The organism is Metabacillus sp. KH_069, assembly GCF_057838075.1.
Map to the genome: position 1 here is coordinate 2802851 of NZ_CM174460.1, position 20380 is coordinate 2823230.

Annotated in this window: 22 protein-coding genes and 2 pseudogenes; 2 read left to right on the forward strand and 22 right to left on the reverse strand. The window is 40.3% G+C overall.

The features are described from left to right. Positions 1-7: 7 nt before the first annotated feature. From der to AC3ISE_RS14015, 4 genes are all read right to left on the reverse strand, one after another. Positions 8-1318, reverse strand: coding sequence for a ribosome biogenesis GTPase Der (gene der, locus AC3ISE_RS14000; RefSeq protein WP_070877548.1), 1311 nt, complete (start codon positions 1316-1318; stop codon positions 8-10). 163 nt (positions 1319-1481) lie between these two features. Further along, positions 1482-1673 (reverse strand): capping complex subunit for YIEGIA, encoded by a 192-nt coding sequence (locus tag AC3ISE_RS14005; RefSeq protein WP_070877549.1) that lies wholly within the window; start codon positions 1671-1673, stop codon positions 1482-1484. Beyond that, entirely contained in the window at positions 1670-2566 is an 897-nt protein-coding gene (locus AC3ISE_RS14010) for a YIEGIA family protein (RefSeq protein WP_489221462.1), read from the reverse strand. Before AC3ISE_RS14010 ends, AC3ISE_RS14005 begins: the two co-directional genes overlap by 4 nt. Before the next feature lies 1 nt (position 2567). After that, positions 2568-3161, reverse strand: a complete 594-nt coding sequence (locus AC3ISE_RS14015) for a YphA family membrane protein (protein ID WP_489221463.1) — start codon at positions 3159-3161, stop codon at positions 2568-2570. Positions 3162-3375: 214 nt separating this feature from the next. On the opposite strand from AC3ISE_RS14015, the pseudogene AC3ISE_RS14020 reads away from it, so the two are divergent. Next, positions 3376-3508, forward strand: a pseudogene (locus tag AC3ISE_RS14020) (YpzI family protein). 96 nt (positions 3509-3604) lie between these two features. On the opposite strand, the gene fni reads toward AC3ISE_RS14020, so the two are convergent. The 9 genes from fni to prsW all read right to left on the reverse strand — a co-directional run bounded on the left by fni (position 3605) and on the right by prsW (position 11416). After that, positions 3605-4666: a type 2 isopentenyl-diphosphate Delta-isomerase gene (fni, locus tag AC3ISE_RS14025; RefSeq protein WP_489221464.1), complete on the reverse strand. Its 1062-nt coding sequence runs from the start codon at positions 4664-4666 to the stop codon at positions 3605-3607. A 12-nt stretch (positions 4667-4678) separates the two neighbouring features. Continuing rightward, positions 4679-5824: a 30S ribosomal protein S1 gene (rpsA, locus tag AC3ISE_RS14030; protein ID WP_489221465.1), complete on the reverse strand. Its 1146-nt coding sequence runs from the start codon at positions 5822-5824 to the stop codon at positions 4679-4681. Positions 5825-5954: 130 nt separating this feature from the next. Next, positions 5955-6539, reverse strand: a complete 585-nt coding sequence (locus AC3ISE_RS14035) for a lysophospholipid acyltransferase family protein (RefSeq protein ID WP_489224341.1) — start codon at positions 6537-6539, stop codon at positions 5955-5957. 5 nt (positions 6540-6544) lie between these two features. Beyond that, on the reverse strand, positions 6545-7216 hold the full coding sequence (gene cmk / locus AC3ISE_RS14040) for a (d)CMP kinase (RefSeq protein WP_489221466.1): 672 nt from the start codon (positions 7214-7216) through the stop codon (positions 6545-6547). A gap of 79 nt (positions 7217-7295) precedes the next feature. Further along, positions 7296-7490: a YpfB family protein gene (locus AC3ISE_RS14045; RefSeq protein WP_070877556.1), complete on the reverse strand. Its 195-nt coding sequence runs from the start codon at positions 7488-7490 to the stop codon at positions 7296-7298. A gap of 52 nt (positions 7491-7542) precedes the next feature. Further along, on the reverse strand, positions 7543-8199 hold the full coding sequence (locus AC3ISE_RS14050) for a flagellar brake protein (RefSeq protein ID WP_489221467.1): 657 nt from the start codon (positions 8197-8199) through the stop codon (positions 7543-7545). A gap of 116 nt (positions 8200-8315) precedes the next feature. Beyond that, entirely contained in the window at positions 8316-9659 is a 1344-nt protein-coding gene (gene ypeB, locus AC3ISE_RS14055; RefSeq protein ID WP_489221468.1) for a germination protein YpeB, read from the reverse strand. Between the two features lie 12 nt (positions 9660-9671). Beyond that, positions 9672-10568 carry a spore cortex-lytic enzyme gene (sleB, locus tag AC3ISE_RS14060; protein WP_489224342.1) on the reverse strand — a complete coding sequence of 299 codons (897 nt, stop codon included), beginning with the start codon at positions 10566-10568 and terminating at the stop codon, positions 9672-9674. Between the two features lie 194 nt (positions 10569-10762). Beyond that, positions 10763-11416 carry a glutamic-type intramembrane protease PrsW gene (gene prsW / locus AC3ISE_RS14065; protein WP_489221469.1) on the reverse strand — a complete coding sequence of 218 codons (654 nt, stop codon included), beginning with the start codon at positions 11414-11416 and terminating at the stop codon, positions 10763-10765. A gap of 119 nt (positions 11417-11535) precedes the next feature. Here prsW and AC3ISE_RS14070 point away from each other — a divergent pair, with 119 nt between their 5' ends. Next, positions 11536-12504: an asparaginase gene (locus tag AC3ISE_RS14070; RefSeq protein ID WP_489221470.1), complete on the forward strand. Its 969-nt coding sequence runs from the start codon at positions 11536-11538 to the stop codon at positions 12502-12504. A 425-nt stretch (positions 12505-12929) separates the two neighbouring features. Here AC3ISE_RS14070 and AC3ISE_RS14075 read toward each other — a convergent pair whose 3' ends face one another. The 9 genes and pseudogenes from AC3ISE_RS14075 to AC3ISE_RS14115 form a co-directional block, all read right to left on the reverse strand. Next, positions 12930-13898 carry a YpdA family putative bacillithiol disulfide reductase gene (locus tag AC3ISE_RS14075; protein WP_489221471.1) on the reverse strand — a complete coding sequence of 323 codons (969 nt, stop codon included), beginning with the start codon at positions 13896-13898 and terminating at the stop codon, positions 12930-12932. Positions 13899-14005: 107 nt separating this feature from the next. Further along, positions 14006-15277, reverse strand: coding sequence for a Glu/Leu/Phe/Val family dehydrogenase (locus AC3ISE_RS14080; RefSeq protein ID WP_309192777.1), 1272 nt, complete (start codon positions 15275-15277; stop codon positions 14006-14008). 322 nt (positions 15278-15599) lie between these two features. Beyond that, a complete protein-coding gene (locus AC3ISE_RS14085) occupies positions 15600-16196 on the reverse strand; it encodes a genetic competence negative regulator (protein ID WP_489221472.1) in 597 nt (198 codons plus the stop codon). A 132-nt stretch (positions 16197-16328) separates the two neighbouring features. Beyond that, positions 16329-17250, reverse strand: a pseudogene (locus AC3ISE_RS14090) (MerR family transcriptional regulator). Between the two features lie 133 nt (positions 17251-17383). Continuing rightward, positions 17384-17773, reverse strand: coding sequence for a hypothetical protein (locus AC3ISE_RS14095; protein WP_489221473.1), 390 nt, complete (start codon positions 17771-17773; stop codon positions 17384-17386). 42 nt (positions 17774-17815) lie between these two features. Continuing rightward, a complete protein-coding gene (locus AC3ISE_RS14100; protein WP_489221474.1) occupies positions 17816-18451 on the reverse strand; it encodes a CBS domain-containing protein in 636 nt (211 codons plus the stop codon). Positions 18452-18520: 69 nt separating this feature from the next. Next, a complete protein-coding gene (locus tag AC3ISE_RS14105; protein ID WP_489221475.1) occupies positions 18521-18979 on the reverse strand; it encodes a DUF2663 family protein in 459 nt (152 codons plus the stop codon). Between the two features lie 109 nt (positions 18980-19088). Next, the gene (locus AC3ISE_RS14110; RefSeq protein WP_489221476.1) at positions 19089-19787 is read right to left on the reverse strand and encodes a LysM peptidoglycan-binding domain-containing protein; all 699 of its coding nucleotides are present in this window, start codon (positions 19785-19787) and stop codon (positions 19089-19091) included. After that, the gene (locus AC3ISE_RS14115) at positions 19780-20376 is read right to left on the reverse strand and encodes a CPBP family intramembrane glutamic endopeptidase (RefSeq protein WP_489221477.1); all 597 of its coding nucleotides are present in this window, start codon (positions 20374-20376) and stop codon (positions 19780-19782) included. The genes AC3ISE_RS14110 and AC3ISE_RS14115 overlap by 8 nt, the downstream gene beginning before the upstream one ends. Between the last annotated feature and the right edge of the window lie 4 nt (positions 20377-20380).

Genomic DNA, 20380 nt, shown 5'->3' on the forward strand with positions numbered 1-20380 from the left:
ACCCCTATTATTTTCTTGCTCTTGCGAAAATTTTAATTGGTGTGCCTTCAAAACCAAATGCATCACGGATTCTGTTTTGCAGGAATCGCTCATATGAAAAATGCATTAATTCTGGTTCGTTTACAAAAATAGCAAATGCCGGCGGCTTAACTGCAACCTGTGTAGCATAATAAATTTTCAATCTCTTCCCTTTATCAGTAGGCGTAGGATTCATCGCTACAGCATCCATAATGACATCATTCAGGACGCTTGTTTCAACACGCAGAGAGTGATTTTCACTGGCCAGAATGATTTTTGGCAGCAGTGTATGGATACGGCGGGTCGTTTTTGCTGACAAGAAAACGATTGGAGCGTAATCCAGGAATAAGAAATGCTCTCTAATGTTTGTTTCAAAATCTTTCATCGTTTTTTCATCTTTATCAACTGCATCCCATTTATTCACGACAATCACGACTGCACGTCCAGCTTCATGTGCGTAGCCTGCAATTTTTTTATCCTGCTCAATAATGCCTTCTTCCCCGTCAATCACAACGAGCACGACATCTGAACGGTCAATGGCTTTTAAGGCGCGGAGAACACTGTATTTTTCAGTAGACTCGTATACCTTCCCTTTTTTCCTCATGCCGGCGGTGTCAATAATAACGAAATCCTGGCCTTCATATCGGTAGCTCGTATCAACCGCATCTCTTGTAGTGCCTGCAATGTTGCTGACGATTACCCGGTCTTCTCCAAGAAGAGCATTCACCAGGGAAGATTTCCCAACGTTTGGACGGCCGATTAAGCTGAATTTGATTGTTTCTTCATCATACTCTTCTGTCACGATATTTTTAAAATGCTCAGCTACTGCATCAAGCAAATCTCCAAGGCCCAGTCCATGGGAACCGGAAATCGGGAAAGGCTCTCCGAATCCAAGCGCATAGAAATCATAAATGCTTGCTCTCATTTCAGGATTGTCCACTTTGTTTACAGCAAGCACAACAGGCTTTTTGCTGCGGTAGAGAATCTTTGCCACTTCCTCATCAGCAGAAGTCACACCTTCGCGTCCGTTTGTCAGAAAAATAATAACATCCGCTTCATCGATCGCAATTTCAGCCTGCTGACGAATCTGAGCTAAGAACGGTTCATCTCCAATATCAATTCCGCCTGTATCAATTAAATTAAATTGGTAGTTCAGCCATTCTCCCGAACTGTATATTCTGTCTCTTGTTACTCCTGGTGTATCTTCGACGATTGACACACGCTCGCCAACGATTCGATTAAATATCGTCGATTTCCCGACATTCGGGCGGCCGACGATTGCAATTACCGGTTTAGCCATAGCAATCTTTCCTTTCAGCTTGCAGTTTATGTATTTTAATGCGGGCAACATATAAGTTCATCTCTTACATTATAAGCTTTCCCTTTTCATGAAAGAAACCCTTCTCTATTTTCGGGAAGGGCTTAACTTTTATATATTAGCAGAGTTTAGCATGTTGTACAACTCAATGCTTTACAATAATGTACAGATCTTCGCCGATTCCGTGTGCGATTCCATCTAAAATGGCTTCTAGATTTTTTGCGTAAAAATCCATTTCTTCTTTTGTTTTGACTACAAACACGGCTGTCCCTCCTGTTACTTTTTCAGGGCTTGTCGTTACAGCTGCCAGAATATATTTTTCAAGTGATGTACTCAATGTTTAGACCTGCCTTCATTATTCGCTTTAGACTCACTTGGCATTCTTATCGCATTTTCAAGTGTCGGGACTTCCCCTATAACGGTTTTGGCAAGCTCAATGTCTCCTCCTTGAGGGAGGACGAATACTCCTACTCTCCCATCATCCAAATCACGCTTAGCAAGCGGTACTAAGGATGGTTCACCTGAATCCCGGTGGACTCCAAGCGCAGTTGAGACATCGTGCAGAATCGCCTGTCTTTGTCCTAAATTGGCAATTGTCGTTCTTGCATTGTAATTTTTCGGAGTCAAAATAAAGCCCATGCCATATTTTAATACAGCTTCCTGTTTGGCAGGTATCCCGATATTCATGATATAAATGTTATCTATATATAATCCTGCACCTTCAAAATGAGGTTCTTTATATTCAATATGTACGATATCCTTCAATTTGCTTCCTGCCATTAATTTTTTTGATACGATCAGACAAATGACTCCTGCAGCGGCTGCTGCCCAGATGTTTATTACTAAATAAGTTAACGTCGTCACTAAAGAAGTGAAAATGACCAGATAATTTCTGCTTTCAAACGCAACGGCAATCCCTTCAATATATGTGCTCCCTCTTGAAACAAGCTCATATCGATCCAGCTCAGTTAACGTATTCCTCTCCATATTTCTCACTTCCCTGAATTGCGAAGCAGCAAGCGTCAGAAAAGTAATGGCAGTAAATTCTTCCTCCATAATAGCTGGTATGGCAATCGTTCCAAGCCCTGCAGCAATAAATCCCAATGCAACATGAATGATTTTCCCGTGCAGGTACGTGGGGTACTGTCTGTAATCTGTGCGCAGCATATAAAGTCTTGAAACCACACCAAAAGCAACACCGAATAATATCGGAAGAGTATATTCATTCATATTAAGCCTGCTTCCCCCTTGCTGATTTTTGAACCTGCTGATTTAATGACGCCGTCACTTGTTCTATAAAAGTCCATGTACATAAGATAAAAAAACCAATTGCAGCCATATTTAAATAATCAGCTGTTCCAATTGTTAATCCGTCATGAAATTTTCCAAGGATGACCCAAAACAATAATTCTCCCTGGCTCATGGAAAGGATCAGAAGCCCTAAACGCTCGCGCATACTTTTCCCCAGATAAAGAGCTAATATACTGATAACCCCGATAATGACAAAAAAGCGGTCGACCATAAACCATACGGGATCAAAGATTTCAAATAAATGAATACCTGCATATGCACTAGTTAACGTCATCACTGAAAAAAAGTGATAAACCTTCCGCATGCTGCCTGCGGCCAAATAATACCCAACACAAAGTGCCATAATAAAGGAAACTCTAACGGAAAAAGAAGAAACCTCCACAAATAGTTCCCCAAATGCTATGAATGCTAAAATAATTACTGATATCAATGTTCGCCTGATGGATTTTTGAAGAAAAAAAGCCGCAACAATCCAAGCTCCCCACAAAATCCAATAGTAAAAGACATTTTCCACGATCCTCACTCCTATTGTTCCTATTATGGGAGGATTTTTTGATCTTTAATCCACATCTCGGGTGAAAATTGACGTTTATGTATAGATAGCTGATTAAATGAGCTTTCTCGTATGATACATTGCAGCGTTTCTTGGAAATCCAAAGCCTCATAAAATGGAATTCATGTGCAGCGGATGCTTGAGTCATACTAAGGAGTAAAAGGAGGGATATGAAATGGGACGTGACCGTCAAGAAAAAAAGCTGAAAGCAAGTAAACGAGTCGAATCCGACCGAGATCGAATCGCTGCATTACAAAGGAGCCACATCTTTAGAAAGCCCAGAGGAATCAAGAGCCCGAAATAAATAGGCAATCAAGTTTCGTTTCCCGCAGCAAAAAAGCCGCCAAATATACGGCGCCTTTTTTTCAAAACAAAATCCGCACCCTGTAATAGGATGCGGATTTTTATTTTTCGATGATTCGATTGCTGAACACTTTTGTGTCGATGTTTCGTTCGGTTAAAATATGATGAGTCAGACCGGATAAAATGACGGGTGCCTGCTGTAGCTGGTTTATACTTTCTGCCCCAACGGCTGTCATAATCATTCTTAAGTCATCCTGAACGTTTTTAATTTCAGAAACAAGTGCATCATAGCCTTCTTCAATCAATATTTTCAAAAAGAAACCGGCCATTCCTGCACTTGATGCACCGAGAGAAATAGCTTTCGCTATATCCATCGCGTTTTGAATGCCTCCGGACCCAAGAATGGAAATGCCTTTAATCGACGAACCTAGCTCCGCTATTGAAACGGCTGTTGGAATTCCCCAATCATTGAAATAGGATAACAGTCTGTTTCTTCTTTCGTTTTCAATTTTTGCAAAGTTCGTTCCGCCAAAGCCACCGACATCAATGGCTGCCACGCCTGCATCTCTCAGCTGCTCGGCCGCTTCACGGTTCATGCCGAATCCGACTTCTTTCACGATAACCGGAACCTCTGCTGCATTTGCTATCGCCGAAATTCTTTTTAAAGCACCGCTGAAATCTCTGTCTCCCTCTGGCATAACCAATTCCTGAACAACATTCAAATGAATTTGAATGGCGTTTGCTTCGATCATATCAATGGCCGTTTTTGCCTGATCCGGGGTTGCTTCGCTTCCAAGGTTTGCAAAAAGCAGTCCCTTTTGATTAACCTTGCGCACGACTTCATAGGAAGGTCTTTCTGAAGCATCGCGAATAGCAGACATTTGGGAGCCGACAGCGAGCGGAATTCCGCACTCAGCTGCAGCGGAGGAGAGAGCTTCATTAATTTTGACGGTTTCTATTCCGCCTCCGCCTGTCATTGCATTGATAAAAATAGGCGAACTTAGAACAAGTTCGCCTATTTCAGTGTGAAGATCAATGTGATGAACAGCCGTATCAGGCAAGCTCTGGTGCAGAAACATGACATCATCAAATCCATTTTGTCTTAGCTGTCCTGTTTTTAAAGCATGTTGTATATGGTCGATCTTGCGCTTAGCTCTGCTCACATTCATCACCGTTTATTTCAATTTATTTAATTGATCGCCAATCATTTCGCCTAATTGAAAACCTGATGACTCTTCTTTAGCCTGATAATTGCGGTAATCCTCTTCATCAGCTTTAGATGGGCCTTCTAATTCACGAATGCTTAGGGAAATGCGCTGTTCGTTTTCATTAACGTCGAGTACCTTTACTTTTACTTCTTCATTCTCTGAAAGCACTTCATGCGGTGTGCCGATATGCTTATTCGAGATTTGAGAAATATGAACAAGACCTTCTACCCCAGGAAGAATTTCTACGAATGCACCGAAAGAAACCAATCGTTTCACTGTGCCGTCCACAACATCGCCTGCTTTTACTTTATCTGCAATGTTCTCCCATGGTCCAGGAAGGGTTTCTTTAATAGATAATGAGATTCTTTCATTATCACGATCAATCGAAAGAACTTTTACCTGAACTTTTTGTCCTACTTCTACTACTTCAGACGGTTTGTCAACATGGTTATGTGACAGCTGTGAAATGTGGACAAGCCCGTCAATGCCGCCGATATCGACAAATGCTCCGAAATCAGTCAGTCGCTGAACCGTTCCTTCAAGCACTTCGCCTGCTTTAATCATATCTAATCTCTGCTGTTTCTTTTCGCCATGCTCTTTTTCAACCACGGCACGATGAGATAAAATCACACGGTTCTTCTCACGGTCAATCTCTACAACCATAAGTGTCAGTGTTTTTCCTTTATAGTCAGAAAAATCTTCAACAAAGTGAGATTCCACTAATGATGCAGGAATGAATCCTCTTACTCCAAGATCGACAACGAGGCCGCCCTTCACTACATCCTTGACTTCTGCTTCAAATACTTCTTTAGATTCGAATTTAGTCTGCAGCTGATCCCAGGCAAGATCTGCGTCAATTGCTCGTTTAGAAAGGATTAATGCTTCATCCTCGACTTTTGTCACTTTTAGCTGCAATTCTTCATTTTCACTTACAACATCAGAAGCTTTTTCAACGTGCAGACTGGATAATTCACTGATAGGAATAATACCAGTATGTTTCACGTTATCAATTTCAACAATTACCTGTTTGTCTTCCACTTTGGTAACGATCCCTTTTAGAATGTCACCAACTTCCGGTGTTTTTACTTCTACATCATTCATGTCTTCAACCATTCCAATTACCTCCTTGGTCACAACCCACGACTTTAGTTGGATATGTATGAAATCACTTTTTAGAATAAAGTGAAAATACTCTTTTTACTAACTTCTAATAAATGTTACATTTTGTCAAGTAGTAAGACTCTTAAGAGCGATGTTTTTCGAGAAGTTCTCCGATTTTCGACATAATCAGTTCAGTTGCTTCTTCAGCAGTAGCTTTTCTCTCTCTTAAAGGATCAAGATTGATAGGCTCGCCGAAGAAAACTTTCACTTTTCGAAAAGGCTTATACGTGCCGATAACCGCACAGGGAACGACTAAAGCATTAGATCTGAGGGCGAAAAAACCTGCTCCCGCAAGCCCCTTTCCAAGCTGCCCGTCTTTGCTTCTTGTGCCTTCAGGGAATAATCCCAGGACGCCGCCATCTTTTAGCACATTTAAACCATTTCTCAATGCTTCACGGTCACTCATGCCTCTTTTAACAGGGAAAGATCCAACTTTTCTGACTATACCCCCTAATATAGGGACTCGAAACAATTCTTCTTTCGCCATAAAATGCACCTGTCTTGGAGCTGATATCCCGACTGTAGGAGGATCTAAATTATCAATATGATTCGAACACAAAAGAACCGCGCCTTCTTTAGGAAAATTCTCCTTCCCTTTTACCTCGACCCGGTAAAGAGGAAAGAACACTGAAGCTACAACACCTTTGGCAAATTGATAAAAGTTCATTCTCATCAAAGCCTCTCTTTGACAATTTTTTTGATTTCTTCCACAACACCAGAAATAGAAAGTGAAGTGGTATCAATTTCAACAGCGTCATCTGCTTTTTTAAGAGGAGCAATGACCCGTTCAGAATCGAGTTTGTCCCTTCTTGCAATGTCAAGCTTCAGCTGTTCTAAATCGGATTCAAATCCTTTTGAAAGATTTTCGTCATGACGTCTTTTCGCACGTTCAAGCACAGATGCTCTCAAAAAGATCTTCACTTCTGCATCAGGCAGAACATGGGTGCCGATATCTCTTCCGTCCATAACCACTCTGCCGCCGCTTGCCATTTCTTTTTGTCTTTTGACCATTTCTTCTCTGACAGAAGCATGTTTTGCCACTATTGAAACAGAGTTTGTCACTTCATGAGTGCGGATCACTTCTGTGACATTTTCCCCATTTACATAAACAAGCTGCCCTTTTTCACTTGGAACTAGGTCTATTTTTGTATCAGACAGAATTTCTTTCAGGATTTCTTCGTTTTCTAAATCGGCATTCTGCTGAATCGCTTTATAAGTAAGAGCTCTGTACATGGCACCCGTGTCGATATAAACATATGAATAGTCTTCTGCTAAAATTTTTGCAACTGTGCTTTTGCCTGCTGCTGCAGGTCCATCAATTGCAATCGATATATTTTGTTCCATAGTTCCTCCTTGATAGTTTCCTAGATACATATTCAGGAATCTTCATGCTGTTTTAATAAGAAATAAAAAGAATGCAGGTCTATTTATCCTGCATAGTTGATTGTTTAAAGGTTTCAAGCCACTCACTGATTGTGAGCTTATTTACACCTTCATATTGTACCACACGCGAGATGTGGGGCTGAAGATTTGCATTCGTCAGCGCAGCCTGTGCACAAAATAAAAGAATCAATTGAATGATCACAATCTTGATCACAATTCGTTCAAACCGCATCATACATGTATCCATCTCCACTTTTTATAACTAGTATGATGCAATTGGAATTTTCTTATTCGGCTAAAACGCCCTTTTTCTTCATAAGCAGCTGCTGGTCAAAGCAAAATTGCAGCACTTTCTTGCGGTCTGATTCTGATAAGTCAAGAAATTGAAGCGTGGCCATGTCTTTCTTACCGTTTTTTATGATTCTTATCATTTTTGCTTTGATTTTTGCATATTCAGTTGTTCCTTTTTGAAAAGGCAAAGAGAGCCATGCATACACCTCTTCATTTTGATTGACAGTGACATGAGACGGCAGGCTGACTGCAGCACCGCCTGCACTTAAATCAAGTGTTGTGGTCACAAACGGCTCAAACATGCCATTTACAGAATGAAGAGCGACATCAATTGCTGTCTCAATCCTGACGTACTCTCTTCTTTGGATTCTGGTCATGTCATGCGCTGCCGGCAGTTTAAAGGCAAGCATCGGTATATTATCTTTGAATCTGCCCAGGACTTCTGTATCAAAAAAATAAGGATTTTGATCATATCCAACGAAGGTGGCAGATAAATGAGTTCCGTTCAGCAAAAAAGCTGGTTTTCCTGTCTTTTCATTCACTGGATAATCGGTATATAATACCTGATCCTTAAGATCGACTACTCTGCATTTTAATTTTACAGACTGATCATCTTTTATTTCAAAAATTAAACGATCCCCAATATTCAGCACATGATCACATACTCTCTATTTCACTCTACTCTATTATTAAATCATGGAATAAAAAAAAGGAAAAGTCTATTTCATCTTTTCCTTTTTTTTTAGGATCTTTTTGTCATTTTTCCTTTTTAAATTTCCTGATAGATCGGCTCAGAGTTGTCCAGCTTTTCAACTTTTTCTTCCGTTCCATCATTCGCATTTACAAAGATTCTGTAAGTATCATTTTCCATTGTTCCTAAAAACTCATAAGTAAGAACTTCTTCACCCAGCTCATTTGTAATGATAGCCAGTCTGTCTTCTTGGACCATCAGATTTGGATTAACAAAACTTCTTGCTTCTTCTGCACTGATTTTCGCCTGCGGAATTACGCGTTTGCGGTGTGATGCAAGATAGTCTCTTGCGGAAAAGCCAATTACTTTTCCATCATCAAGAGCCACTTTCATTCTGATTGCATCCGGATAAAGCCTTACATTTTTATAGACGGACACAAAGGAGAAAATGCCTATGTTTTCAAATTGAGCACTTTCATATAAAACCAAATCCTCAAATCCCTGATCTTTTAAAAATTTCGCCGCATTATTTGAGGCATCATTTAAGCTGATCTTAGGATCTCTTACTTCTCTATTCTGAAGAAGCCAAATCGGATAGCCCCCTTTTTTTGTAATATCCAGATAAATCTCGGATTTCTTTTTCGGATCGTTGACTGATACGCTGTAAAACTCAAGCGGTGAACCTTTCCCATTAGGCGTTACTTTCATTTCGCCGGTGGAACCCGGAACAAACTTTTCTACTATCTTTGGAACTTCTTTTTCTGTAATGACTTTGCCTTTTAAATGGTTAAAACCTTCTTCCTCTTTTTTAACAGACGTTAAGGACGGATCAAAATCTGTTTCTGAATAGGCATTGACATTTTTCTCAACTGTTTTAAATCCATTAATAATGGTGTTATCATCTTTTTCATCGCCAGAAGCCAGAGCAAGTTCAACATCCATCCATCTGAGATTGTTATCGATAACTAAATGCTGGACATTGCGCAGTTCTTTTTGAATATCTTCTGATTTTGTATAAAGCTGCTTTAGTGTGGCATATTCCTGATCTGATAATGGTTCTTTATCCAGGTCCCGCACAGCTGTACGGTAGCTGAAATCAGATATTGCTGCTAAAAACTCTTCTGTTTTGTTGAAAGGGAGCAGTGTCAGCGGCAGCTGTCCCACATCAGAATGAGCTTCTGATGTAATTCTCCATACTTCAACAAGGCCCGGTGACAGCGATTTTTTTGAATTCATTGCAAGAGTGGCACCGATTTTATCATGCAGCTGATCAACCTGATAAGTCAAATCATGGAATGCACGCTGGTAGTTATTTTCAGCATGAATCAGCACTGCATTTTTTTCTTGATGCTCTTTGTAGCCCCAATATGCCGTTCCAACGACTCCAATTGTCAGAATCGCGATCAATATCCCTCTGATCATTTCATTCACCTCTTAATTGCAGAATATGTGTTTCCCAATCTGTTTTATTTGAGGGCGTCCCCAAATCCAGCCGCTTGTTGCAGTATTGGGATTAAAATAATAAGTCGCATTCTCTGTTGGGTCCCAGCCATTTATTGCATCCATTACTGCTTTTTTAGCCGTTTCATTCGGAGTCAGCCAAATTTGCCCATCTGCTACAGCTGTAAAGGCTCTTGGCTCGAAAATAACACCTGATACTGTATTAGGGAATGTTGCACTGTCTACCCGGTTTAAAATAACAGCGGCAACGGCAACCTGCCCGATATACGGTTCTCCGCGCGCTTCGCCGTATACTGCATTTGCCATTAGCTGGATATCATTTTGCGAAAAACCCTCCGGCATATTTACAGCGGTTGTTTTTGCTTTAGGCTGAGACTTTGCTTTAGGCTGTGCCTGCTGTTTTGGCTGAGCTTGCTGCTTTGGCTGCGCCTGCTGCTTCGGCTGTGTTTGTTTTGCCTGTCCTGAAGGGGCCTTGCCTCCTCCTTTTTTGCCGTATGTCGCTTTTAATTTAGCCTTATACGTTTTTGAAGGCGAGCTCTGTCTGCTGAGCGGAACGCCTCCGTAATGTGTAAAATCTTTGCCTGAGTTAAGCTGCTTATGGACAAAATCCCGATAATATTTTGTAGTCTGTGTGAGTTTATGTTTTGTTGACTCTCCCACTAGTCCATCTATTTCCTTTAATCCAAATTCATATTGAAAGTTGCGTACCGCCCAATAAGTGCTCCATCCATATACTCCGTCGATTGAACCGTTATAATATCCGTTGTACTGCAATCTCGCCTGCAGTTCCACAACATCATCGCCAACAGCGCCTTTTTGAATCACTTGATTCGAAAACGCATGGGCTTCATTTTGATTTAAAATAGTCATTTGGAAAAAGAGGGCAATGATTACTGCTCCTGCCGTCATCCAAATGAAACGATTTTTTTGCATGCTGCTGCCTCCTCATGATTAATGGTTTTCCTTACAACGTATTTTTTGTAGTAAATGGCATTTTATACAACCTGATTAAGAACTTCTGTCCATAAAAAAATAAGCAACCCTCTTAAAGGATTGCTTTTTGCTTATACAGGATGTTTGATCATTCTTGCTTTTTTTGCTTTGTGCAGAGCGAACCACCATAAGAAAAACATAAATGGGACCATATAAAACGGCCAAAGTTCATGTGCAACCAATATGTAATCATATAATCCGTGCAATAGAACAGGAAGCATCAAAGACAGCAAAATCCATTTCTTTTTTTCAGAAATAAGGGAAAACTTTCCTTTGCCAAGATAATACCCCATAATAACACCGAACAGCGCATGACTTGACACGGGCAATAGCGCCCTGCCAATTGCAAACTCCAGTCCATTTCCGATCAAATACAGAATATTTTCCAGGGTGGCAAATCCAAGAGAAGATGCAACACCGTAAACAATACCGTCATAATGCTCATCAAAATGAACATGCGGATAAATAGTCACTATTAAAATAAACCATTTAAAAAACTCTTCCAGAAGCCCGCTTGATATAAATGCAAGCATCAGCCCAGAGTCAAAGACTTTTTCTGCTTCAAGAACATATTGAATAAACATGATTGGAAAAACGAGCAATGCCCCAAAAACAAATGACCTGAAAACCATGTAGAACGGCTCTGAATCATACTGGTCTTTTAAATAAAAATAGCTTAAAATGGCTAAACCAGGGGCTATGCCGGCAGATATAATGGCAATCATCCACAGGCCTTCTTTCTTCTAAAATCTTCTATTTATTAATGGTATCATGTTATCGTAGAATTGAAAATGAATGAATCAGATCAAACAGAGAAAAAGATTTCAAACATTCGGAGGAGCTTATGAAACATATATTTGTCATTCACACAGGCGGCACGATCTCAATGAGTGAGGATGAAACAACAGGGGAAGTCAAACAGGGAGAATCAAATCCCCTGCTTCAGAACTTACTGAAATTCAATGATATTGTGATTACGGCAAAGGAATTATTTTACCTGCCTTCGCCACATATCACCCCAAACGAAATGCTCCAATTAAAAGAAACGATTGAAAAGGCATGCAAGAAGGATAAAATTGACGGCATCGTTATTACTCACGGTACTGACACTCTTGAGGAAACGGCGTATTTTCTGGACTTAACTTTAAATGTCAGCATACCTGTTGTCATTACAGGAGCCATGAGATCAAGCAATGAGCTCGGTTCAGACGGATTGTACAATCTAGTATCGTCCATTCAAGTCGCCGCAAGCAAAGAAGCAGCAGAAATGGGTGTACTCGTTGTCATGAACGATGAGGTCCACTCGGCAAAAAATGCAACGAAAACGCACACAAGCAATGTAGCGACCTTTCAGAGTCCGCAATACGGCCCAATCGGCATCGTTAATAAAAGAGGCGTTGCCTTTCATCATAAACCAGTCAATCGAACATCCCTGGCTGTTGCCTCTTTAACAAAGCAAGTCCTGCTTTTAAAAGCATATGCAGGCATGGATGAAACAATCTTGAAAGCAATAGAACAATTAAAACTCGACGGATTGGTCATTGAAGCACTGGGACAAGGCAACCTGCCGCCCAAAATGATGACTTACTTAAAAAGATTAATGAGCCTAGGCGTTAAAATTGTGATCGTATCCAGATGCTTCAACGGCATCGTGCAGGACGTCTATGCCTATGAAGGCGGGGGAAAAACACTCAAAGACGCCGGCATAATTTTCAGCAACGGCCTAAATGGACAAAAAGCGAGACTAAAACTCATGATCGCCCTAGAAACCACACAGAATGCAGAAGAATTGCAGGAAATCTTTTCTTATTAAAATAGAAAAGCGGAACCGCCTTGGGCAGCTCCGACAGACAGATAAGGATCCGGCGACACTATTTGGAATGACCCCACTTTTTATGCTTTAAACTGTTAAAAGTGGTAGCGCTACGGCGAATGATGCCACTTGTTTTGCTTTGAGCCGTTAAATGTGGTTGCACTACGGCGAATGACGCCACTTGTTATGCTTTGAAACATTAAAAGTGGTTGCACTACGGCGAATAATGCAACTTGTTATGCTCTAAACCGTTAAAAGTGGTTGCACTACTGCAAATGACGCCACTTGTAATACTTGGAACCGTTAAAAGTGGTTGCACTACTGCGAATAATGCCACTAAATATTCTTATAAAAAAAAGCAGGCAGGAAAATCATTCTTTTTCCAGCCTGCTTTTTTTTATAGACTTATCGGGAAGCCCTTTTCTTTATTTCATTTTCTCTGCAATATGATTGGCCAATAATCCGCCATGAAATCGGCCATTTTCAATAAAAATCTCATTTGCGTTGTTTCCTGCTGCGATAACACCTGCAATATAGATACCCTCTGCGTTAGTTTCCATTGTTACCTCAGAAAATGCAGGTCTGCCGGACGCTTCGTCAATTGCAACGCCCATTTTAGTGAGAAATGAATGGTCCGGATGATATCCTGTCATAGCGAATACAAAATCATTTTTTATTGTTTTTTCTTCTTTGCAGTCCACTACATACGTTACAGCCTCTTCTGTTATGCTCTTTAAAATAGAGTTGAATTCCATTTTAATTGTTCCGTTTCTAACAAGTGCTTCAAATTCAGGCAGAATCCATGGTTTTACACTTGGGGAATAGGTTCCGCCCCTGTAAATGACAGTAACACGCGCACCGGCATGAACAAGTTCAAGCGCTGCGTCCACACTTGAATTTTTCCCGCCTACCACAACAACATCTTTATCGAAATACGGATGTCCTTCTTTAAAATAGTGGAACACTTTTGGAAGATTTTCTCCTTCAATGTTCATATAGTTTGGATGATCGTAATAGCCGGTTGCTGCCACGATAAATTCAGTTCGGTAGTCCGCTTTAGACGTTTTGACAATAAATCCTGTTCCTTCTCTCAATACTTCAGTTACTTTCTCAAAAGCATTGATTCTTAAGCCGGTCCTCTTTACCACTTCTCTGTAATAAGCGAGCGCCTGGATACGGAATGGCTTCCTGTTTTCTGTAATGAAAGGAATTTCGCCAATTTCAAGTTTTTCACTTGAACTGAAAAACGTCTGATGTGTCGGATAGTTGTAAATGGAATTTACGATGTTTCCTTTTTCTATAATAAGAGGGTTAATCCCTTTTTCTTTTAAGGCAATGCCTGCAGCTAATCCGCATGGACCACCGCCGATAATAATGACCTGTTCCGTTTTCAAAGCGTTCACTCCTGAATAAAACTAAAATCGTCCTGTTTGTCTATTTAATAAAAAATCTCCTATCAGTAATGATAGGAGATTTCATGAATTCATGCAAATATTTGATTTTAGATCCAGCCTCTGAAGCGAGATGCTTCTGCCATTTTGCGGACCCCGACCATGTATGCTGCGAGACGCATATCAACACGCCGTGTTTGTGCTGCTTCATAAATATTATTAAAGGATTTAACCATCACTTTTTCAAGTTTTTCATCAACTTCTTCTTCGGACCAGTAATAGCCTTGGTTGTTTTGAACCCATTCAAAGTAAGAGACGGTAACGCCTCCTGCGCTTGCCAATACATCCGGCACAAGAAGGATGCCGCGGTCAGTCAGGATTTGCGTTGCTTCAAGCGTCGTCGGGCCATTTGCAGCTTCAACAACAATGCTTGCGCGGATTAAGTGTGCATTCTCTTCTGTGATTTGATTTTCAATCGCAGCCGGCACTAAAATATCACAATCAAGCTCTAGCAGTTCCTTATTTGAAATTGTATCATTGAACAACTTTGTTACTGTTCCGAAGCTGTCGCGGCGGTCCAGCAAGTAGTCAATATCAAGACCTTCTGGATCATGCAGACCTCCGTACGCATCTGAGATCCCAATAATTTTAGCACCTGCGTCATGCATGAATTTCGCTAAGTAGCTTCCTGCATTTCCAAATCCCTGTACAACAACACGGGCGCCCTTAAGCTCAATTCCTTTTTTCTTGGCAGCTTCATATATACAAATCGTAACACCCTTCGCAGTCGCTGATTCACGGCCATGTGAACCTCCAAGCACTAAAGGCTTTCCTGTAATAAATCCAGGTGAATTAAATTCATCTATTCTGCTGTACTCATCCATCATCCACGCCATAATTTGTGAATTGGTGAAAACATCCGGAGCAGGAATATCTTTTGTCGGTCCGACAATCTGGCTGATCGCTCTTACGTATCCGCGGCTCAGGCGCTCTAATTCACGGAATGACATATCACGCGGATCACAGACAATACCGCCTTTTCCTCCGCCGTAAGGCAAATCAACAATGCCGCACTTTAAACTCATCCAAATTGACAGCGCTTTAACTTCAGTTTCGGTTACACCCGGATGGAATCGAATTCCGCCCTTAGTTGGTCCAACTGCATCATTATGCTGGGCGCGGTAGCCAGTAAAAATCTTGACTGAGCCGTCATCCATTCTTACAGGTATTTTTACCGTCATCATTCTCAGCGGTTCTTTTAATAATTCATAAACTTCTTCAGGATATCCTAGTTTCTCTAGGGCTTTATGTATCACCGTTTGTGTTGATTTCAACACATCATGCTTTTCTCGTTTATGATCGGTGCTTTTTTCGGCTACCATTCGAGTAAACCTCCTACTGTCTTTTCAATTGTGTGGAAATGTCCACCTTTCATGACATAGTATACACCTTCAGATGTTTTCTGCAAAGTAGAAAAAGCAGAAATAAAACAAAAACAAACACAATTTTGTAAGCGATTTCAACGATGTGGTGTAAATGGGTGAAATTGGTTAAATATCGCAGTTTGAAGTTTGAAAATAGCGAACATTTTTAACTGTTTGAGGATTTAATCTTCTTCGGCACTCCAGTTTTTAGGCATAGTTTCAAAATGACAAACGGCCAAATCCAAAAACAAAACCTGCAGCAGGCTGCAGGCGTTTTTTGTTATTTTGTTTTACTCCAATAGTAGTGATGCAGTTTTTCAATTGCACCATCTGCCATTAAGCATTTTCCGTATTCATGAAGATAATGAATGGAGATCATGGATGGATTACCGTATTCTGCAATGATTGAAATTAAGGAATCCACTTCGATCGGCTGATGCTCATCCAGCATGAAGTAAAATCTGTTCTGATGGGAGTATACGGCCCCTTCTTTTATTCCTTGCGAGAAAAGTGCATTTGACAGCTGTATAATGTCTTCAAACTCATTGAATTCAAATATAATATCATAGCTTTGATCGAGCTTCACTTGCATCTCAATGTAATCATCTGCGTAATCTTCATCAGTCTCTTCTTCCTCTTGGTTTTTGGTTACGATGATGACCATCCCCTGAGCTTGAAGAGAGTATACTTCGACTGCAATTGGCCCGCTTGGTTCAAAACCAAGCTCTTCACTTGCTTCATCCATCATTTCTCTGAAAAGCTGATGCACTTTCAATGAATCTTTCCATAAGTCTTCCTTCGTAAGTCCTCTGTCCATTAGATCGTCTATTGTTAAGAAGATTTTTATCTTGTTATAGTTCAATCGCTCTAGCCGCATCCCTTACCCTCCTGCCGTCAGAACGCCCTTTTCCTTATCATATGAAATACAGATGGGATGGTTCGTTGATTTTTAACAAGTTTACACTCTCTTAACCCATTAAGACAAGCAAAAGATTTCGGGGTGTTCGGGTTAAACTGAAAGGCGCTCTTTAAGCCAATTGTCCCACTGGTTTTTCGTATCCCCGACAAAAAATGATTCATAGTTTTTCAAGTGCTCTCTTGGAGCTTTATTAAACCCGTTGCCTCCAAGACCTATGATTAAGCTGCTGTATTTTTTTGACAGCTCTTCAACTGACTCGACCGTTTTTGCAACGTTTTCCTGAAGCGTGCATGAGTAGAATAAAAACTTCGGATTTACTTCTTCAAGGACAATATCGATATCCCCGTCGGCAATGCTCGTCCCAAGATAAATGACTTCAAACCCTTTTCTTCTTAAATAAAGAGTAAAGATCAGAAGTCCCAGTTCATGCCACTCTCCTGGCCCGCAAACGGAAACTACTTTCGGAAGCAGTCCGTTTACAGGCAGGGTATGAAGGATGATCCCGATTCTCGAACGGAGAAATGACGAGGCAAAATGCTCATGTGCAGAAGTAATTTTGCCATTTTCCCACATGTCTCCGATTTTAACGAGAAGCGTTCCTAAAATGTCGATGAGGACTTTGTCAATTGAATAAAGACTAAAAGCCTTGTTCAATAGTTCATGCGCCTGATTTTCATCAAATGAAAGCAAAGCCGAAAGCAGCTCTTCCGTTAAATCCAGCGCATGGTCAGGCGTATCGGAACTTGCTGACACAGCAAGAGGCTCTTCTGAAGCAAGGCCGCTGTTTTCAAGCAAATTAACTGCCTGGCTGATGGTAAAGCCTTTATTTACTTTCGTGATCCAGCCACTTCAATATTTTTATATGTTCTTCTGTATATAAACGGTGCCCTGAATCATTTCGAACCGGTGCAATCATATTATAGCGTCTTTCCCAAGCTCTTAATGTCCCTGGTTGGATTCCAAGCATTTTGGAAACTGCCTTAATGTTGTATTTGCCTTCTTGACCAGACATATCTAATCCTCCAATAACAAAAATCACTGTACTCAAAGTATATAGGATTAAACAGCATGTGTAAACTTTGTATAACAAATGAATAATCCTGCAAGGGCAGCACATTTTTTCATTAGATATGTACACTAAAATCTTAATGAGCTTTTTTAGGCGAGAAATTTTGATGGTTTGCCGTTGCCAGCCCATATAAAACTGTAAAAGCTGCTAATACTAAAGTTTGCCAAAATCCTATTTGAAATAATATATAAAAATTAATAAAAACACAATAACTAATCGTCGTTTCAAGCACATCGCCTTCGTTTCTTGCGATTTTATATGTTAGTCTTAATGCTGTTTTTATAAGCGAAGCGTGCAGGATGAATCCGATTGTAAATAGAATCATTGAAAAAAAGGATCTTGCAGGGTTTAATACGAGCATCATAATAAATTCAGACAGCTGAAACGGAAGCTGTACAGGTATCCAAACACATACTAAATAGGCAGATATGTATCCAATGATCAAAAACGCGGCATGTTTAAACAAAAAAATCCCTCCCCTACACTTTTATATGTAGGGAAAGGAGGTTTATTCATCTTCGTGGATATCGAGGACTCTGAATCCTGACTTTTCTATCCTTTCGATAAACCGGCTGATATTGTCCTTTTTTTCAATTTTCATGACCATTCTTCTGACCATGCTTTCGGTTTCATCGAACGTTACAAGGGAAATAATGTCTTCATGAAACTGCCTTGCAAGCTCTGTCAGCCTTGCGATCCTGCCCTCTGTTTCAACTGAGGTAAATGCAATTCTGACTCCTTTTTTGTTCATTCCAAATGCGCTTTGAAATTGTTCAAGAACATCATATCTCGTAACAATACCCAAGTATTCCTTTTCTTCTCCGACAACGGCAATCAGCGGAAAGTCTTTTAACCGCAGCAGCGTTTTTTCAAAAATCTCATCACCTTCAAGGAACACATCCCGATTGACGGCAATTTCTTCCGCTTTTTTGTTCTTTAAGAAATCGTCTTTCTGCACATTAGACTCAAAAAAATGTTCATAAAGGTGATAACGGGTGATCATCCCTATGTATGCCGCCCCCTTCAAGACTGGAATTCCATCAATCTTATGTGTTTCCAGCTTTTCAAGCACCGTATACAGCGAATCCTCCGCTGTGGCATGAATTGTTCTTGCTTTAGGAATCATTGTACTTTTAACAAACATCGCATCACCCCATTAACGTTTTACCATACATTCGCTGTTATTTGCTAAATCCCTCTATACTCCGCCTATTTATTTGCTTTCAAAATACAGGTTAATATCAAAATCCTTCTTCATCATGTCATAAACCTCGCCTCTTTTTTTCCAGTGATAAGGCTGAGGCCACAATTCAGAGCTTTTCCGGATAATTTCCGTTCTCAAGCCATGATATTCCTTTTCGTACTTTTCTTCTTTTTTCTTATAATAATGGGATGTTGCATACCCTGCCCCTATGGTTAATATGATGAAAAAGTGAAAGGCGCTTCCAACTAATTGACCGAGCATGTAGCCAATATCGCTTCCTTTTGGAACCACAATGAATTGATAAAAGTAGAGAAAAAAAGCCATCCCGCCTGTCAGTGTAAACATCTGCCATCTAAAACAGTTCTTTTTATACCGCTCATATTTTCGTTTTTTATTCAGCACGCTCTGAAGCATTTGTTTAGTCGCTAAGTCGGTAGACTCACTCAGCTGCTGTATTTGCTTTTCCACACACATCACATCTCCTGGGAAAGGTTCTCTTCTTATATCAGATTATATGATGTTGTCCATCTTGATATGAAAAGCAAGCATGAAAAAAACGCATGCTGTTTTCATGCGTTTACTGTTTGATCGGTATTTTAAGTACTTGACCTTCATACACACCGTCTCCGCTCAGCTGATTCCACTGCTTAATTAAAGCCTCGCCTGAACGGTCACTGTAATATTTCACGGAGATTCTGTACAGATTTTCTTCAGGTCCCACTGTGTGTTTGATTACTTTGTACTCTTCTTTTGGTTCTGGTTTTGGTTCTGGTTTTGGTTCTGATTCTGGTTTTGGTTCTGGTTCTGGTTTTGCTTCTTGTTCTGGTTCTGGTTTTTCAGGTTCAGGCTCTGCTGAAGTTTGCTGAGGTGCGGCCTCTGTTTTGACAGTTGTCTCAGCTGAGCTTAGAGACGCTTGATCAGCTTCTTGAGATTTTGTATCAGATTCTTCTAATGACTGTTCGTCAGAAGTCTGCTCTTCTTCTTCCTCTTCATCACCATATTTTATTAAAACATCTTCATAGTCGGAAATATTTTCTCCATTGACAGTTTTACTGCGGTCATCGAAATAAGAAATACTGTAGTAAAACACTATGGGAAGCAGAAAAAAGAATAAGGCCAGTATGCTTATAGCGGGATATTTATACTTTGATTTCTTTTTGTCTTTCTTTTTATGAAGTTCACTTCTGGATGGATAGGTGCCAGTTCTTGATTTATATTCATCAATCTTATTTTTTCTGGAAGTGCGTGACGCAGCTGGCTCTTCATTTTTACTCATATTTTTCACCTCCGTTAATATACTGCAAACGAATTTGAACGGCAAACACCAAATCGATTAAGAAATGTGCAAAGACTGTGACGAATAAATTACCTGTCCAGTCATATACAAACCCGAGCAGCAAACTGATCAGCATCACCATAATAAACAGCAGACCTTTTGTTAAATAACGAAAATGGAGGACCGCAAAGATGAAACTTGCTGTCCAAATGCCAAAATGAGTCTGAATGACACCGCGAAATAAAAGTTCTTCTGTAAAGGAAATTAACAGACATAAAAAGAAAATATGCGGCAAGGAACGGTGTCTGAACATTTTTTCATTGATGCCGCCATCATCATACCATTCTTTCGGCATAGTGTGCATGATGATCCAATCGAAAATCAGCACAATAACAGCAGTCAATCCGCCAAACAGCAAAATTTCTGCCAGTTCAGGCCTCCATATTTCTTTAAAATCAGACAATCTGTTAAATAACATCATACTTAAAAAGACGGAAATTGTAAGTAGTAAAATTTGAGTAAAATAGAGCTGCTGAAGCAGCTGCCCATCTGTCATTCTTTTGACAAGTTCATTTTGACGCTTAAGCATTTTA